Origin of the sequence: Streptococcus sp. 20925_1_22 (genome assembly GCF_041431685.1) — a bacterium.
In the GTDB taxonomy this organism is placed as follows: Bacteria; Bacillota; Bacilli; order Lactobacillales; family Streptococcaceae; genus Streptococcus.
The window spans coordinates 336,553-355,461 of sequence record NZ_JAPVYE010000003.1; the positions used below are offsets into that span (position 1 = coordinate 336,553).

Consider the following 18,909-nt stretch of genomic DNA (forward strand, 5'->3'; position numbering starts at 1 on the left):
ATTTCCTCTCTTTAAAGTTTCTTGTTTATTTCAATTTCTTGCGCAGCAGCCAGTCGGTGTCTACTGTCTCACCAGTGATATAGTCGTGCTGGCTGAATTTTTCAAAGCCGTATTTGAAGTAAAAATCTTGAGCTCTAAAATTCTTCTCCCAGACGCCCAGCCAGACCCAGTCAAAGCCTCGTTTCTCAGCTTCATCTAAGGCGAATTCAAACATTTCCTTGCCCAAACCTTGACCATGATAGGCTTTCAAGACATAGATTCGCTGAACCTCAAAGGCCTGTGGCAGTTCTTGCTCTGTTTGAGCCTGTCCCCAGTTTACCTTGAGAAAACCAGCAATTTCACCGCCTTTGACAACAAAATAAGTCTCTGACTCAGGGTCTGCCAGTTCCTTTTCGATAGTTGCAAGCGACAGCTCATTGTCAAAATAATGAGCCATATCAGCTTCCTTGATAAATGGACCAAAGGTTTCTTGATAGGTCGCGACTTCCAACTCTCGCAGGAGGTTCGCTTCTTCTTTTTTGACTCTGACTAGCATACTGCACTCCTTTCTCAGAAAAGCTGCATCTATGAATATAGGTTTCTACTTAAACTGCTGAGAAAAACGAATATCTCCTTGGTAGAATCCACGAATGTCGTTGATACCGTAGCGGAGCATAGCTACCCGCTCTTGGCCAAGACCAAAGGCAAATCCAGAGTATTTCTCTGCATCAATGCCGCTCATTTCCAACACGCGCGGATGCACCATACCAGCTCCCATAATCTCAATCCAGCCGGTCTTCTTGCAGACATTACAGCCGGCACCACCACACTTAAAGCAGGAAACATCCACTTCAACAGACGGCTCTGTGAACGGGAAGTAAGACGGACGCAGACGGATACTGCGATCTTTGCCGAACATCTTCTGGACAATCAGCTGCAGCGTTCCTTGCAGGTTTGCCATGGAAATATTTTCTCCAACCACCAAACCTTCAATCTGATGGAATTGGTGGGAGTGAGTCGCATCATCAGTATCCCGACGGAAGACACGCCCCGGTGAGATCATCTTAAGTGGCCCTTTAGAAAAGTCATGAGCATCCATAGCTCGGGCCTGTACTGGACTGGTGTGGGTTCTGAGCAGGATCTCCTCTGTAATATAGAAAGTGTCCTGCATATCCCGTGCTGGGTGGTCCTTAGGCAGATTCATCCGCTCAAAGTTGTAATAGTCCTTTTCCACTTCAAAGCCGTCCACGACCTGATAGCCCATCCCGATGAAGATATCTTCAATTTCTTCACTAGTTTGGCTAAGAATATGACGGTTCCCAACCGGAATTTGACGGCCTGGCAGGGTCACATCCAAGGATTCCTCAGCCAGTTTCAGAGCTACTAATTGCTCTTCCATCTCTTGAGCAGTCTTTTCAAAGGCTGCTGTCAGAATATCACGCGCTTCATTGACATGCTTCCCGATAATCGGCCGCATTTCAGCTGAAATATCCTTCATCCCTTTCAGGACTTCAGTCAGCGAACCCTTCTTACCCAAGACTGCTACACGCAAGTCCTGCAGTTCCTTTTGATTCTCAGCCTTGAGCTGCTTGAGAGAAGCTAGAGTCTCTTCACGTAGGCTTTTCAGTTGTTCTTCAATCGTTTTCGTCATTTTCCCTCCAAAATAAAAAGCGCGCCAATCTCCATAAGCGGAGCGTTGACACGCGGTACCATCCGTTTTTTATCTGGCAAGCCAGACCTTACTTATCAATCCTAGAGCAAGTGAATTCGCCTAGCTTTCATCTAGAGAGCTTTCAGTCGCTGGCTCCCCTCCCTGTTAAACTTCCCCTAGGTTACTGGTCTTGCGGATTGCTATTTAGTTATATTTCATTCTAACAGATTTCTAAACATTTCGCAAGCTAAGTTAAAGAATTTACAAGAAGAGACTATCGAGAAAAAGAAGTCTGTCAAACAACAGACTCCCTTTCTTTCTATTTAATCACTTGTCCTGCTTCTTTCAGAACATCCTCTGGTACAGTAATGCCAAGTTCTTTGGCATTTTTTGTATTAATGACAGATTTACCTGTATCGAAAATATCTACTGCAGTGTCAGCAGGTTTGGCACCTTTAAGAACTTTAGCTGCCATTTTACCAGTCGCAACACCTAGGTCATACTGGTCTACAACGACAGAGGCAAGACCACCTTCTTCTACCATGGCTGTCGCACTTGGATAAATCGGCTTCTTAGCTTCTTTATTGCTGGACACAACTGTCGCAAAAGCTGATGCAATGGTATTGTCAATTGGAATCCATATAGCATCAACCTTGCCAGTCATGACATTCATGGTTGAAGCAATTTCATTGGTTGAAGGAACAGAGTATTCCTCTACCTTGTAGCCTGCCTCTTCAGCTAATTTTTTGAACTCTTCCACTTGAGTTTTAGAGTTGTCTTCGCTGCTAGAGTAGAGCGCACCGATAGTCTTGACATCTGGGGTCAATTTTTTAATCAGCTCTAGCTGTTGCTTAGCTGGATTGCGGTCAGAGACACCAGTAATATTGCCCCCTGGCTTGTCCAGATTTTTCACTAGGTTTGCTCCGACTGGATCTGTGATAGCTCCCATGACAATAGGCTTGTCCTTAGTAGCTGCAGCCAGTCCTTGTGCAGATGGAGTCGCAATCCCAATCAGCACATCATTGTCATTGGAGACCAGCTGCTTGCTCATAGTAGAAACCTTACTCTGATCGCCCTCAGCATTCATAAAGTCAATCTTAATCTTGTCGCCTTTATAGCCTTCCTCAGCCAGACCATCCTGGATCCCTTTGTAAATCAAATCCAGCGAAGGGTGGCTGACATACTGCAGCACGCCTACCTTGACTGTTTGACTGTCACTGTTAGTCTTCGTGGTGTTACCTTTGCTGTTCAAGCTGGAATAGACAATCCCACCGATTGCCAAAACGGCCAAAAGGCCTAAGATAGTTACTAATCGTTTATTTTTCATGTTCTTTCTCCATTTCTATGTTTTATATTTTCTATTAATCCCTAGGGACGCCATCGTTTAAACATAGGCAATTCTCCTTATTTTTTTATAATAAGCAACAAAAAACCTCACACAGGTACTCTGTGTGAGGGCGAAAATCGCGGTGCCACCTCAATTATGGAAAATAGCTAATATTCCCCATGTCTCTATCTTGTCATCAAACAAGCTGCACTGTAAGGTGTGCCCACCGAATTCTTATTGTTTCAAATTCATTTTATCCATTAGCCCAATTTCGTAAAGATTTGCTGCTCATTTCCACCAACCACAAGCTCGCTAAAAACAAATACATCTACTACTTTTCCAATTTCCTATATTTTAAGTTTTTCCTGAAAGGATGTCAAGACCTTTTTGAAAATTTTTATAAAATGTTCAGATTTGACTACTCAAGCAAATTTCCAATTTTTAGCATGGAAATAAGATATTATCTTCAATGCAAAAGCCAAACCGATTAGAAAACTAAAAACGAAGAGACTATTTATGATAAAATCTTGAAAAAAATATTCCTTATTCGAAGCAAACAGTCCTAATAGTTTTCCCACTGACTGCTGATTGATTGGAAAAAGATAAAGTAGTTTTTGAGCAAGTCCTTCTCGAAAAATCTGAGCTAAAAAATAAGGCAACAAATAAAGACTAATAGAAAATGACAAGACAGACAAAGGAGAGTTCAGCAGAGAGGACATCAATAATGTTACTCCCGCTGTAAAAAGAAGCCCTGTAAATTGTAAGCACAAAAACCAAAAGTAAACTTGTAGATGATTCCACTCCAATGGAAAACTGAATAACCCCAAATCTAAGTTAGTCTGAATACTAGAACTCCATCCACTAGTATCATACATACTAGAAAATACAAAATAAGTGACCATTTGGAAAACTATAAATAGTACAATAGTCAAGAGAAAAGCCACTCCAATCTTGGCTTTTATTAGTCTATCGCGTCCATATTTAGTTGTCAGCAATACTTGATTCATATTTTTTGCCTTATCGTCTGAAAAAATCAGAGAACAAACTAAAATGACTAGAACAGAAACTAAAATGGAAACATTTCCCTGAACTTTATATAAATCAAGCCAAGGAGCATAATTACCAATTTTTAGAGGTTTACCAAACTCTTTAAAACCAAGGTCTTTAATGCTGCGTACTTCTATGTCTTCAATCGTCAGCATTTTTCCTTTTTTCACACGCTCCATCTGTTTTTCATAAAGATGACGAGCATCTTTGACGAATACGTTGCTTATCTGTTCTGTAAAGAGATAAAATGGGTGAAAAAGCCAAGGTTCTCCTTTTTCTTTCCAACTTCCATCATCAGAAAGTTCTCTCTCTTGAAATTTTTTGAGATCGTCTGCTATAATCCCTCGAATTTTATCATCTGTAAACTCCCCTCTATAACTCTGTTCAATATCTTTGGAATAGCCATGTGCAACATTATCTCTCGCTGCAAATTGATACTGAGAATAATGATAGCCTATGAAAAAAATACCAGCAAGTAGAAATAAACTTGCAACTAAACTTCCCAAAATCGTTTTGTTCTTTAAAATTTTTTGAAATTCAAATCTAGTAAGTGTCTTCATCCTGCATCTCCTCTCTAAAATAATAGAGATACAAATCTTCTAAAGTTGGGCTAACCAAGGAAGCCTTCGAGATTGGAGCTTGTTCAGAAACAATTCTCATCACGATATGTTGACCATCCTGGCGGCGATTGCTCACAAGAAAAGTCTCTTCTAATTTATTAGCCTCACATTCTGTTACTTCACATTCCCAAACCTTGTCAGATATTTCAGAAACTAATTGATTAACCGTTCCTCTATCTCGTAAACGCCCATTTTTTAAAATCAAAATTTCGTCAGCGATACTTTCGACATCTGATACAATATGGGTCGATAAAAGAATGATTTTTTCCTTTGATAAACTACTTAATAACTTTCGGAATTTAACCCGTTCTTTAGGATCTAGTCCAACTGTTGGCTCATCTAACACAAGGACTTGAGGATCGTTTAAGAGAGCTTGTGCAATTCCTAATCTCTGCTTCATTCCACCAGAAAGTTTTCTAATTTTTTTATTTTTGATAGCAGATAAGCCAACCAACTCTAATAATTCATCGCTTGTTGTAGAAGCATTTTTTCGACTCAACCCTTTTAAAGAGGCAATATAGAGTAGAAAATTTCTAGCAGTAAAGTCTCGATAATATCGAAAATCCTGAGGTAAAAAACCTAAAATATCTCTAAAATTTTCTGCTTGATTAACTATATTCTTTCCGTTAAAGAAAACAGCTCCCTGAGTAGGCTTCATGAGACCACAAATAATCCGAAAAAGCGTCGTCTTTCCTGATCCATTCGAACCTAAAAGTCCGTAAAGTCCTGGTTTTAATGAAATGGAAACATAATCTAATACCAACTTGTTTCCATATTCTTTTTTAATGTTTTTAAGAGTGAGTTCCATTCCACATTCCTCCTGCTGTCAATTTTTTTAATTGTTTAAAGAACAAAAGTGCGAGAATCAAAAGAGACATTAAATAAGTTAGGAACCAATATATAACAGCCATACGATAAGGATTGAATAGATTCAAAGCTACAAATAGAATTGAAAGAGCCATACCCAAAACGAACCATGCACTACGATGATTGCCAGAATTTCTCCAACGAGAGAGAGAATAAAACAAAACAATACAAACAATATTATAGGGGACTAACAAATACAGTAACATACTAAAAAAAGAAAATCTGAAGAGTAAGTTTGTTAATATAGAAAAACTCAGAACAATCAGAAAATCAATGAAGCCAAAAATAAAGAGTTTCACTAATACATGCTGGCGTAAATCGTACTTGAAAGTTTGCTCTAATTCCCACATTGCAGATGTAAAACTTTTAAATAATTCTTCCATAAAGAAAAGTAGAGAGATTATTAGCAATCCTGTCAAATTTTTTATTAGAGTATAAACGAGACCGAGCGGATTGTTTAATATAACTAATAAACTGATTCCTAATACTGCGAACTGAATCAACCAAGTTTTTAAACTAATAAACCGAATAGTAAAAAGAGCGAATTCCAGATAAGAAATCCTCTTTTTCTGACTTTTCAGATGAGCAACACCGAGTAAAAGAATCTCTTTTTTTCTAGATTCATCAACTTCTAATTGATAATTTTTTAAACGTTCAATAACTTTTTTCGTCATAAGTAAATGCCTCTTTATCTAAGAACTTTGATAGTTTTACAAGCCCTTGATGAATTCGGGACTGTGCAGTTGGAACACCTACATCTGTAATCTTTGCTATATCCTTAACCTTTAAATCATGGTAATATCTCAAAATAATAGCCTCTCTTTGCGGATTTGACAACTGATTTAAGGCGTGTTGAATTACCTTATTTTCTTCGTTAACTACTAAATTTCTCATACCATCACTTTCGTGAGAAGATAAAACACTTTCGTTGAATTCAACTTTTTCTATTTCTTTCTTTTTATAATAGTTATTGCAATGATGAACAGCAATTGTGAAGAGATAATTGTAAAATTTCCCTGTAAAACGATAGTTTTTGATATTTTCTATCACTTTAAGAAAAATATCTTGCGTCAAATCTGCTGCTAACTGGACATTACCATAACATCTGCGTACACAGTAAAAATAGATAGAGTGATAATACTTCTCAATCACCCTTTCCCACGCATTTTGGTCTCCATTTTTTATCTTTTGAATTAAAATATAATCTTCAAACATTCTAGCTCCATCTATATTTAAATTCCTTCTCACTACTATATTAACAATTTTTATATAAAAATCATTTAATTTATTTAAAAATTTTTTTCAAAAAATTTAGAAGCTTTTAGCTTGGTTTTTTGTTATAATTTTCTGTAGCAACTTTCAAGGAGAAAAGCATGTCTTTCGACGGATTTTTTTTACACCACATGACAGAGGAGCTGCGCCGCGAATTGCTGGGCGGCCGCATTCAGAAAATTAATCAGCCCTTTGAACAGGAGCTAGTTTTACAGATTCGCAGCAACCGTAAAAGCCACAAGCTGCTCCTATCAGCCCACCCGGTCTTTGGGCGCGTCCAGCTGACAGATACCACTTTTGAAAATCCAGCTGTTCCCAATACCTTTATCATGGTGATGCGCAAATACCTGCAAGGCGCCGTCATTGAATCAATCCAGCAAGTAGAGAATGACCGGATTTTGGAAATCAGTGTCTCCAATAAGAACGAAATCGGCGACAGCGTGGCTGTGACTCTGGTCATCGAAATCATGGGCAAGCATAGCAATATCATTCTCTTGGACAAGGCTAGCGGTAAGATTATTGAAGCCATTAAACACGTCGGATTTTCGCAAAATAGCTATCGAACTATCCTGCCGGGCTCAACCTATGTCGCACCGCCTCAGACAGGCAGCCTCAACCCTTTCACTGTGGGCGACGAAAAGCTCTTTGAAATACTTCATACTGAAGACTTAGAGTCCAAACGCCTGCAGCAGATTTTTCAGGGATTGGGGCGAGATACGGCTACTGAGCTCAGTGGCCGTCTGACAGCTGACAAGCTCAAAACTTTCCGTGCATTTTTTGCCAGTCCGACTCGGCCAAACCTGACCGAAAAATCCTTCTCTGCTCTGCTATTTTCCGACAGCAAGACCCAAATGTCCACGCTATCCGAGCTTTTAGATACTTTCTATAAGGACAAGGCTGAGCGCGATCGGGTCAACCAGCAGGCCAGCGAGCTCATCCGCCGAGTAGAAAATGAGTTGGAAAAGAACCGAAAAAAACTGGTCAAGCAAGAGGAAGAACTTCTAGCAACGGAGAATGCAGAGGAATTCCGTCAAAAAGGGGAGCTCTTAACTACCTTTCTCCATCAGGTACCTAACGATCAGGACCAGGTTGAGTTGGATAATTACTATACAGGTGAGAAGATTATTATCTCGCTTGACAAGGCCCTAACCCCCAACCAAAATGCCCAGCGCTATTTCAAACGTTACCAGAAGCTCAAGGAAGCCGTCAAACATCTGACCAGCTTGATTGAGGAGACTCGGGCTACGATTCTCTACCTAGAGAGCGTGGAAACTGCCCTTGCTCAGGCCAGCCTGACTGAAATTGCAGAAATTCGGGAGGAACTAATCCAGACTGGCTTTATCCGCCGACGCCAAAGAGAGAAAATCCAGAAAAGACAGAAACCGGAGAAATATTTGGCAACAGATGGCCAAACTATTATCCTAGTTGGACGCAATAATCTACAAAATGACGAGCTGACGTTTAAGATGGCCAAGAAGGACGAGCTTTGGTTTCACGCCAAGGATATTCCAGGTAGTCATGTGGTGATTACTGGTAACCTCCAACCTAGCGATGAAGTCAAGACAGACGCTGCCGAGTTAGCAGCCTACTTCTCCAAGGCCAGACTCTCTAATCTGGTCCAAGTAGATATGATTGAGACTAGAAAACTCAACAAACCAACCGGTGGTAAGCCAGGGTTTGTCACCTATACGGGCCAGAAAACCCTGCGCGTCACACCAGACGAAGAGAAAATTAAAAGCATGAAAATGTAGAATTACCCTTTTTAACTATGAAACAGACTTAGGAGCAGGACAGTCATTAGCTAGCTGAAACTTTCTATTATCTCCATCAATCCCAACAATTTTTTGATAAAAAAACAGGTAGAACATAAGTTCTACCTGTTTTTGCGCTTTGCCGAAATTCTTCTAGTTCATTAACGGAATTTCTTCAAGCCTATGTTAGTCTTCAGAATTCTTCTTTCTCTTCTCTAAACCAAACAGTCCTAAACCTGATACTCCCGCAAGTAAGCTTGCTGCCAAGTAGGAGGTTTCTTCTGTACCAGTCTTAGGAAGGGATTTTGCACCCGCACTCTTAGAAAGTGATGGCGGTGCAGGTGTAATCGTCCGCTCTGGCTGAACAGGATTTTCTGTCACAGTCGGAACGTAAACCGCTGAAATCGTCTGACCATTACGGTCTTTGCGAATCACTGTCACGCCGTCAGCTTGGCCGACAAAGCCGGTTTCCGGTACAAAGGTCACAGTGCCATCTGGCGCAATCGTGTAAGTACCTTGGCCTGGAACAACCTTTTCAGTACTGCCATCCTCGAATGTTGGCGGAACAGTTGGATCCACATCGCCTTCAAAGATTGGTTTACCAGTCTGCGGCTGGCCTTTGAGACCGGTGCTGCCGGTATCTTCTGTGGCAGTGCTTCCCAAAACAGTTGGGGTATAGGTAGCCGTCACGGCATTGCCATAAATATCGAGACGTTTCACGACGACTCCGCGAGCAGTTCCGACAAAGTCGGCTTCCGGCGCAAAGGTTACTGCTCCCAGCATATTGAAACGATAAGTTCCTTCTCCTGGGACAACCATTTCGGTGCTACCATCCGCAAAGGTTGGTGCTACCGCTTGGTCAATCGCCCCTTCAAAGGTTGGCGTTCCCGTTTGAGCTTGACCCTTGCGACCGCTGGACACACTGTCCTTGCTGGTTGATGGTTCAACCACGGTTGGAACATAGCGAGCCGTCACTGAGGTACCGTTCTTATCACGACGTACAAGAGTCACACCAGTACCCTGACCAAGGAAATCAGCTTCTGGAGTGAAAGTGACTGTACCGTCTGGTGTGATGGTATAAGTTCCCTGACCCAGAATAGTCTTCTCCTTGCTTCCGTCTTCAAAGGTTGTCTCGACTGACTCATCAATTGGAACCAATGGATCACCTGCTTCGAAGATAGGTTTGCCAGTTTGAACATGGCCCTTGATATTTGTAGAGGAAGCATCTTTACCAGTTGGAGTTACCTTGGCGAACTTTGGACTGTAAGTCGCAGTCACTGGTGTGCCGTTTTTATCAACACGTTTTACAGTGATTGGATCTGGTTTGCCTACAAATTGCTTCTCTGGGGTGAAAGTCACTGCGCCATCTGGAGCAATCGTGTATGTTCCTTGACCTGGAATCTTTTTCTCCTTACTTCCATCTTCGAAAGTTGGCTCTACTATGTCATCAATTGGAACCAGTGGATCACCACCTTGGAAAGTTGGAGTACCTGTTTGTGGAACACCCTGAGGACCAGTGCTGGTCGCATTGGTAGCTGTAGGAATCACTTCTTTCACTACCGCTTGGTACTTGACTGTAACAGGGGTACCATTGGCATCCGTACGAGTCAATTCGAGTTCTGGTGTTTCACCCTTGAATTGTTTGTCAGGTGTGAAGGTCACCTTACCATCTGCATCCACTTCGAACTTACCGACATTCGGTACTTCTTTGACAGAAGAACCATTGTCAAATAACGGAGTCGAACCAGCCGGGAATGGAACAGAGTCATGGCCTGGGGTGAAGGTGACTTTTCCTTCTTGAACCTGACCCTGCAGGCCTTCTGTCTTATCACCAGTTCCTGTAGGAATCACTTTCGTAAACTCTGGACTGTAGGTCGCTGTCACTGGTGTGCCGTTCTTGTCAACACGTTTCACAATTACTGAATCCGGCTTACCTACAAACTGCTTGTCTGGCGTGAAAGTCACTGCGCCATCTGGAGTGATGGTGTAAGTGCCCTGGCCTGGAATCTTCTTCTCCTTACTTCCATCTTCGAAGGTTGGCTCTACTGAGCCATCAATTGGAACCAGTGGATCGCCGCCTGCGAAGGTCGGTGTGCCAGTTTGAGGGACACCTTGAGGACCGGTGCTTGTTGCATTGGTGCTGGTTGGCGTAACCTTAGTGAACTCTGGACTGTAAGAAGCAGTCACAGGGGTGCCATTCTTATCAACACGTTTCACAGTCACTGGATCTGGTTTTCCTACAAATTTCTTCTCCGGAGTGAAGGCCACTGCGCCATCTGGAGTAATGGTGTACGTTCCTTGACCTGGAATGGTTTTCTTCTTGCTGCCATCTTCGAAGGTTGGCTCCACTGTTTCATCAATCGGAACCAGTGGGTCACCACCCGCAAAAGTTGGAGTGCCAGTTTGCGGAAGACCCTGAGGACCAGTGCTGGTCGCATTGGTACCTGTAGGAATCACTTCCTTCACCAATGCTTGGTACTTGACGTTGATAGGAGTACCATTAGCATCAGTCCGAGTTAATTCAAGTTCCGGCGTTTCACCCTTGAATTGTTTATCTGGAGTGAAAGTAACCTTACCATCTGCATCCACTTCGAACTTACCGACATTTAGCACTTCTTTAACTGCTAAACCATTATCAAACAGTGGAGTTGAGCCTGCTGGGAATGGAACGGAATCATGGCCTGGAGTGAAGATAACATGACCTTCTTGAACCTGACCTTGCAAGCCTTCTGTCTTATCACCAGTACCAGTTGGAATTACTTTAGTGAACTCTGGACTGTATGTTGCGGTTACTGGCGTGCCATTCTTATCGACGCGTTTTACAGAGATTGGATTCGGTTTACCTACAAATTGCTTGTCTGGCGTGAAAGTCACTGCGCCATCTGGAGCAATCGTGTATGTTCCTTGACCTGGAATAGTCTTCTCCTTACTTCCATCTCCGAAAGTTGGCTCAACTGTTTCATCAATTGGAACTAGTGGATCACCACCCGCAAAGGTTGGAATGCCAGTTTGAGGGACACCTTGAGGACCTGTGCTAGTCGCATTGGTGCTGATTGGAGTTACCTTGGTAACGGTCGGTGTATAAGTAGCAGTAACTTCAGTACCATTCTTATCAACACGTTTCACAGTCACTGGTGTTGGTGTACCAATATACTGTTTCTCTGGAGTAAAGGTGACAGAACCATCTGAGTTAATTGTGTATACCCCTACTCCTGGAACGGTCTTATTAGACTGACCGTCTTCGAAGGTTATTGGACTATCCATGTCAATCGGAACAGCAGAGTCGCCAGGAGTGAAAGTAGGCGTCCCCTTTTGTGGTTGACCTTGAATGCCAGTCGATTCAGCATTGGTGCCAGTTGGGGTTACTTTGGTAACTTCTGGGGTATAAGTAGCCGTTATTTCTGTGCCGTTAACATCGACTCGTTTAACCCTAACAGGTGTAGCCTTGCCAGTGAATTGCTTATCTGGAGTGAAGGTAATGGAACCATCTGAATTAATGGTATAAGTTCCTTGATTAGCCACTACCAAAGTATCAGTCCCATTTTCAAAGGTCATTGGCTTGGTCATATCAATTGGAACTGCTTGGTCACCTGGGCTGAAAGTTGGCTTACCACTTTGCGGTTGACCTTGAAGGCCGGTTGATTCAGCATTGGTGCTAGTAGGCATTACCCGTGTTACCGTTGGCGTATAGGTAGCAGTCACTTCTGTTCCGTTTTTATCTACACGTTTAACAGTAACTGAAGCTGGGGTCCCCACATACTGTTTGTCTGGGGTAAAGGTGATAGTACCATCTGAGTTGATGGTATATTCCCCTACTCCTTGAACCGTCTTCTTAGGTTGACCATCTTCAAATGTCATTGGAGAATCCATATCAATCGGAACAAGTGGATCACCACCTTGGAAGCTTGGGCTACCTGTTTGCGGAACGCCCTGAGGACCTGTGCTAGTCACGTCGGTTCCTCTTGGAATCACTTCTTTCACCACTGCTTGGTATTTGACTGTAACAGGGGTACCATTGGCATCGGTGCGAGTCAATTCAAGTTCTGGTGTCTCCCCCTTAAACTGCTTGTCTGGCGTGAAGGTCACTTTACCATTTGCATCTACTTCAAACTTACCGACATTCTGTACTTCTTTCACTACAGAACCATTGTCGAACAGCGGAGTCGAATCTTCTGGGAACGGAACAGAGTCGTGCCCTGGGGTGAAGGTCACTTTACCTTCTTGAACTTGACCTTGCAGGCCTTCTGTCTTGTTTCCAACACCAGTTGGCTTTACAGCCGTTACTGTTGCTTGATATTTTGCCTTAGCAAGGGTACCGTTGACATCTGCACGACTGACTTCAATTTCTGGCGTTTTACCTACGAATGTCTTAACCGGTGTAAAGGTAATATTACCATCAATATCCACTTCAAACTTGCCAACATTTTCAATTTCTTTCACATTAGTACCAGTGTCAAAAACTGGGGAATTATCTGCTGAAAAACCAACTTCTGGTCTTCCGGCTTCAAAAGTAATCTTACCATTCTGAACCAATCCTTGTGGACCTTCAGTCTGATCGCCAGTTGCGTTTGGAATAACTTCTTCAACAGTAGGAGTGTATTTAGCTGTTACTTCGGTTCCATTCACATCTACACATTTGACCGTGACTGGTGTTGCCTTACCAGTAAATTTCTTCTCTGGCTTAAAGGTGATGGAACCATCTGAATTAATGGTATAAGTTCCTTGATTAGCTACTACCAATGTGTCAGTCCCATTTTCAAAGGTCATGGGCTTGGCCATATCGATTGGGACTGCTTGGTCACCTGGGGTAAAGATCGGCTTGCCGCTTTGTGGTTGTCCTTGCAGGCCTGTTGACTCAGCATTGGTGCTAGTTGGTGTGACCCGTGTTACCGTTGGCGTGTAAGTAGCAGTAACTTCAGTGCCATTCGTATCTACACGTTTAACTGTAACTGGTGTTGGTGTGCCCACATATTGCTTTTCTGGAGTGAAAGTAATCGAACCATCTGACTCAATGACATAAGTACCGACCTTGTCTACCTTCTTAGTTGTTTGATTATCTTCAAAGGTCATTGGTTGGGCTATATCAATCGGCACAGCTTTGTCACCCGCAGTGAAAGTAGGTGTACCTGATTGTGGTAGACCTTGAAGACCAGTGCTAGTCGCATTGATACCTGTAGGAACCACTTCTTTCACCACTGCTTGGTATTTGACTGTAACAGGAGTGCCATTCACATCTGCTCGAATCAATGTCAGCTCAGGAGTGGTTCCCTTAAACTGCTTGTCTGGCGTGAAAGTAACCTTACCATTAGCATCCACTTCAAATTTACCAACGGTTGGAATCTCTTTTACAGTCAAACCATTGTCAAAGAGCGGAGTTGTTTCAGCTGGGAATGGTACAGAGGCATGACCTGGGGTGAAGATAACATGACCTTCTTGAACCTGACCTTGCAATCCTTCTGTCTTATCACCAGTACCAGTCGGAGTTACCTTGGTAACAGTTGGCGTATAGGTTGCTCTTACTTCTGTGCCATTTTCGTCAACTCGTTTGACCGTCACCGCGGCTGGGGTACCCACATATTTCTTATCTGGAGTAAAGGTAATAGATCCATCTGAATTGATGGTGTATTCTCCCACGCCCGCAACAATCTTCTTAGGTTGATCATTGTCAAAGGTCATTTGCTTGTTATAGTCAATTGGGACCGCTGGGTCGCCTTCCTTGAAGACCGGCGTTCCTGTTTGTGGCACCCCTTGAGGACCTGATGAAGTAGCAGATGTGCTGGTTGGTGTGACCTTGGTCACGTTAGGTGTATAGATAGCAGTCACTTCTGTGCCGTTGGCATCTACGCGTTTAACCGTAACTGGTGTCGCCTTGCCAGTGAATTGCTTAAGCGGCTTGAAGGTAATGGTATCATCTGAATTGATAGTATAAGTTCCTTCATTGGCTATTTCCAAGGTATCCGTCCCATTTTCAAAAGTCATGGCTTTGCTCATGTCAATTGGGATTTGTTGGTCACCTGCAGTGAAAGTTGGCTTACCACTTTGTGCTTGACCTTGAAGACCAGTTGATTCAGCATTGGTACTTCTTGGCGTTACTTGGGTTACCTTAGGTTGATAACGTGCTCGGTGTGCTTTACCGTCGGTATCACTGACTTGAACTACCACTGGGTCTGGCGTGCCATAAAAAGTCTTGATAGGCTTGAAGGTCACTTGGCCGGTATTTGGATCCAATTCATAGGTTCCCACTTGCTGGCCATTGGCCATGGCAGGCACCGTATTTTCTGTTACCAGTCGTCCATTCGCATCCACAAAGCTAGCCGGACGAGTAGCTTCTGGCATGACAGGGGTCGTATTCGCATCATCATCATTAAAGACTAGCGTTTTATTTTGTTCCAGTCCCTGAAGACCACTTGATTCGTAGTTTGGAATCTTACGGACTGTTGGCACATAACGGCCGTCCATGTTATTCAACTGATCATTTTTATTAGGGTCAGAAGCATCCGTCGAAGTCCAACCAGTCGAGGTGCCATTGCTGTCAGTCCAACGAATATTAATTCCGTCAGCAGTTCCAGAAAAGGCAGCATTTGGTGTGAAGGCAACTTGCACGTCATTGTCCTTGATGGTCAAGCGATAGGTCCCTTCTGGACGAATATAGTTGCCATCAACGGCTGTCAGAACTTGGCCTTGCTTATCCAAAACCTGAGGCGCTTGGGTGCTCATAACTGCATTGATACTATCGTCTGAGCGATCCGTTCCTTTAGGTGTGAAGTGAAGGACAGCAGTTTGAGTCTCACCTGTAAAGCCGTCCGTAGTCTGCTTCTCCCCCTTAGGAGGATAAATGCGGTGTAAGAGCATATCTTCTACTTCACCACTAAAGGCAATACCGGTTGGTTGTTCAATATCACCTTTATTAGTCGCAATTCGGAAACGCATACCCAATTTGTCCACTTGGCCACCAATAATATTTGGGTTGGCATTGAAGGTCAAGGTATAGTCACCAGCAGCTGTAATCTCTTGTAGGTTGCTACCTTCGCTTTCATTAAAGACTCCATCATTATTGAAGTCTATCCATGCCTTGACATAAGATTTAGCATTGCCATTTGGGTTAGCTTTGATTTTAATTGTGTAAGTTCCATTTTTTGCTTTGTCTAAATCAAGCAAATCATTAGAAGCACTTAATTGATCGTCCGCTAGTAATTGGCTTGCCCCCTCGTCCTTGTGTTCCTTTTTATCATCCAGAACCCAATTATTAGCTGTATCAACATCAATGTCTGCTGGAGTAGTCCCTAAGTAAGGCTGATTAATTAACTTACCAGTCAGAGAATCACGACCTGAAATGGTATGGAAGGCTTCGCCATAAGTCGCTGGCGCATCACTGCCATCCACCACTAAGAATCCCATCATCATAGCCTGTTGCCCAGATGATGCTACATAGAAACCTACTTCAGATGCCCCACGCGTCATCACCACAGGAACCGTCCGTTCGTTAGAGCGGTTTGGCCCAAAGACCTGAGTCCCCAAGCCACCTGTCACTGTATCCGGACTGAGGTATTTATACCAGTCTACGCTTGTATCTCTTAAGATTAAGAGACCTCTTCTCTTTACATTTTCATCATCCAACATTTGCTTGGTAATAACGGTATAGGCTTCTTTGGCAGTACTCTTATTCTTCCATTCACCGAGATATTCCCATCCTTCTCCGTTAGTAGTGAAGATAGCAAATTCACCTGGGTTGGCGTCTTCACCATCAGCCATAACCACCGTAGGGGCTACGCGCTTGCCTAGATAGGTAGCTTCAATTTGGAATTTTACTCCCCAGTTGGTTGAGTTCTCTGGGTAAACCAGCTGGGTCTTTCGTCCTTGCGTATTGAACCCTTGATCACGGATGGAAGTCCATTGATTCTGAATAGCTCCTGTCACCGAAGGAGGGGTTTGGCCATACTTCGCTGCAGACTTTAAATATCCATTCTGAGCATTTGGGTCATAAGTATTTGCTGTCGGTGTTCCTTCAACCCGTTTTCTATAAGTTTCAGTCGAGTTAAAAGGTTTAAGCTCAGTGACCGTCAGGGTTACTTCATAGCCCGGTGAAATTTCCTTTTTGAAGGTAGTTCCTACTTGGAGTCCGCCTCGTGAATCCAATCCTTTCCAACTTGCAGTATCCGAAAAATCAAGCCAAGTAATCTGTTTGGCTAATTGGGTACTATCTTTCTTGACAGATTCCTCCAAGCTTGGTTTAGGTACTCGTGGCGTAGAGGTAGCATCATCTGCCCCAGCTGGTCCAGTACCTATCGTAACTCCTGTTGTTACGCTGTTCTGTTGTCCAGTAGGTGTAGCATCCCGTCTCACACGACGAGAGCGATTAGGCTGAGATACATCTGCTATTGCTTCTGACTTTTCAGCCACGACAGCCGCGTTAGATATTTCTGGGTGAACAGTGATTGGTTGAGTATTCTCAACTGGTTTAGTTGCTGTAGATTCAGTAGATTCTCCAACTTTCTCAGACTCTGAGCTTCTGGGACTAGGATTATCATCTGATTGAGGAATCTCAGTAGCAAAAGCAAGTGCTGAACTTTCTTTTGCTTGTATATGTTCAGAAGCAACAGTTTCAGCAGAATTCACTGATGATTCGGCTATTCCTGTTTGCGAAACTTCGTTTTGGACACCAGAATCACTAGCTTCGTCAGCACTAACTTGTGCCGCTGCTCCCAAAAGAAGCAGGGTTGACAAGAGCACAGAACAAACACCGACGTTTAGTTTTCGAATCGAAAACTTACGCAGGTGAGGATTAAATAAATCTTTTCCCATAATAATCTCCTAAATAATCATCTAGTTACAATAGTTTTATTATACAACATTCCATTTTGGTTAGCTATATATATAACTATAATTATATAAATTTTTTTAAAAAATGGACATAAAGTACTTTAAAGTCTAATTTTTTAAAACAAAAGAAAAAATAAACCATAGAAAAATCCTTATAAATTAAATAAATCTAAGGATATTTCAGATTCTACTTTAATATTTAATATTTTAGAAATGCTATTATTATGAAGTTTTTAAGAGTTTTTCTCTTTGGATATAAAGAAAAAAGATTCACTAACGAATCTTTTCCCTTTTATTTTAATATCTAAGAAAGCCAAATTCTTAAATTTTAGCCTTCAGACTTTTTCTTTCTCTTCTCTAAACCAATCAGTCCCAAACCTGATACTCCCGCAAGTAAGCTTGCTGCTAAGTATGAGGTTTCTTCTGTACCGGTCTTAGGAAGAGCTTTTGCACCCTCACTCTTAGAAAGAGACGGCGGTGCAGGCGTAATCGTCCGCTCTGGCTGAACAGGATCTTCTGTCACAGTCGGAACGTAAACCGCTGAAATCGTCTGGCCATTGCGGTCTTTGCGAATCACTGTCACACCGTCTGCTTGACCGACAAAGCCCGTTTCCGGTACAAAAGTCACGGTGCCATCTGGCGCAATCGTGTAGGTTCCTTGGCCTGGAACAACCTTTTCGGTGCTTCCATCCTCGAAAGTTGGCGGAACGGTTGGATCCACATCTCCTTCAAAGATAGGCTTGCCGGTCTGAGGCTGGCCTTTAAGACCCGTGCTGCTGGTATCTTCTGTATCAGTATTTCCCAAAACAGTTGGGGTATAAGTAGCCGTCACGGCATTGCCATAAATATCTGAACGCTTCACGACAACTCCACGAGCAGTTCCGACAAAGTCGGCTTCTGGCACAAAGGTCACTGCTCCCAGCATAGTGAAACGATAAGTTCCCTCACCTGGGACAACCATTTCGGTGCTGCCATCCACAAAGGTCGGTGCTACTGCCTGGTCAATCGCCCCTTCAAAAGTTGGAGTGCCCGTTTGAGCTTGGCCTTTGCGACCGCTGGACACACTGTCCCGACTGGTTGATGGTGCAACCACGGTCGGAATATAGCGAGCCGTAACTGAGCTGCCATTCTTATCACGACGGACAAGGGTCACACCGCTTCCCTGACCAAGGAAATCAGCTTCTGGAGTGAAAGTGACTGTGCCGTCTGGTGCGATGGTGTAAGTTCCCTCACCTGGAATGGTCTTTTCCTTACTTCCATCTTCGAAGCTTGGTGCAATCGTCTCATCAATTGGAACCAATGGATCACCTGCTTCAAATACAGGTTTGCCGGTTTGAACATGACCCTTGATATTTGTAGATGTAGCATCTTTACTAGTCGGAGTTACCTTGGTAAACTTTGGACTGTAGGTAGCCGTTACTGGTGTACCATTCTTATCTACTCGTTTCACAGTGATTGGATCTGGTTTGCCTACGAATTGCTTGTCTGGGGTGAATGTCACTGATCCATCTGGAGTGATGGTGTATGTTCCTTGACCTGGAATGCTCTTCTTCTTGCTTCCATCTTCAAAGGTAG

Annotated in this window: 10 protein-coding genes; 1 reads left to right on the forward strand and 9 read right to left on the reverse strand. The window is 43.0% G+C overall.

Annotation, left to right across the window (positions count from 1 at the left end):
* Nucleotides 1-25 precede the first annotated feature (25 nt).
* The 7 genes from O3621_RS05990 to O3621_RS06020 all read right to left on the reverse strand — a co-directional run bounded on the left by O3621_RS05990 (nucleotide 26) and on the right by O3621_RS06020 (nucleotide 6,706).
* Nucleotides 26-535, reverse strand: coding sequence for a GNAT family N-acetyltransferase (locus O3621_RS05990; protein WP_371513932.1), 510 nt, complete (start codon nucleotides 533-535; stop codon nucleotides 26-28).
* A gap of 45 nt (nucleotides 536-580) precedes the next feature.
* Nucleotides 581-1,630, reverse strand: a complete 1,050-nt coding sequence (gene pheS / locus O3621_RS05995) for a phenylalanine--tRNA ligase subunit alpha (protein WP_125332081.1) — start codon at nucleotides 1,628-1,630, stop codon at nucleotides 581-583.
* A gap of 319 nt (nucleotides 1,631-1,949) precedes the next feature.
* Nucleotides 1,950-2,957: a tryptophan ABC transporter substrate-binding protein gene (gene trpX, locus O3621_RS06000; protein ID WP_125410316.1), complete on the reverse strand. Its 1,008-nt coding sequence runs from the start codon at nucleotides 2,955-2,957 to the stop codon at nucleotides 1,950-1,952.
* A gap of 422 nt (nucleotides 2,958-3,379) precedes the next feature.
* The gene (locus O3621_RS06005) at nucleotides 3,380-4,564 is read right to left on the reverse strand and encodes an ABC transporter permease subunit (protein ID WP_125410315.1); all 1,185 of its coding nucleotides are present in this window, start codon (nucleotides 4,562-4,564) and stop codon (nucleotides 3,380-3,382) included.
* Nucleotides 4,548-5,432 carry an ABC transporter ATP-binding protein gene (locus tag O3621_RS06010; RefSeq protein ID WP_125410314.1) on the reverse strand — a complete coding sequence of 295 codons (885 nt, stop codon included), beginning with the start codon at nucleotides 5,430-5,432 and terminating at the stop codon, nucleotides 4,548-4,550. The genes O3621_RS06005 and O3621_RS06010 overlap by 17 nt, the downstream gene beginning before the upstream one ends.
* Nucleotides 5,416-6,165, reverse strand: coding sequence for a beta-carotene 15,15'-monooxygenase (locus O3621_RS06015; protein ID WP_371513936.1), 750 nt, complete (start codon nucleotides 6,163-6,165; stop codon nucleotides 5,416-5,418). Before O3621_RS06015 ends, O3621_RS06010 begins: the two co-directional genes overlap by 17 nt.
* The gene (locus O3621_RS06020; RefSeq protein ID WP_149565677.1) at nucleotides 6,146-6,706 is read right to left on the reverse strand and encodes an RNA polymerase sigma factor; all 561 of its coding nucleotides are present in this window, start codon (nucleotides 6,704-6,706) and stop codon (nucleotides 6,146-6,148) included. The genes O3621_RS06015 and O3621_RS06020 overlap by 20 nt, the downstream gene beginning before the upstream one ends.
* Before the next feature lie 158 nt (nucleotides 6,707-6,864).
* Here O3621_RS06020 and fbpA point away from each other — a divergent pair, with 158 nt between their 5' ends.
* Entirely contained in the window at nucleotides 6,865-8,514 is a 1,650-nt protein-coding gene (fbpA, locus tag O3621_RS06025) for an Rqc2 family fibronectin-binding protein FbpA (RefSeq protein ID WP_125410312.1), read from the forward strand.
* A 186-nt stretch (nucleotides 8,515-8,700) separates the two neighbouring features.
* Here the strand turns inward: fbpA and O3621_RS06030 are convergent, their stop codons facing one another.
* The gene (locus O3621_RS06030; RefSeq protein ID WP_371513939.1) at nucleotides 8,701-17,316 is read right to left on the reverse strand and encodes a CshA/CshB family fibrillar adhesin-related protein; all 8,616 of its coding nucleotides are present in this window, start codon (nucleotides 17,314-17,316) and stop codon (nucleotides 8,701-8,703) included.
* Nucleotides 17,317-17,662: 346 nt separating this feature from the next.
* A partial coding sequence (locus O3621_RS06035; RefSeq protein WP_371513940.1) for an LPXTG cell wall anchor domain-containing protein occupies nucleotides 17,663-18,909 on the reverse strand: 1,247 nt, incomplete at its 5' end.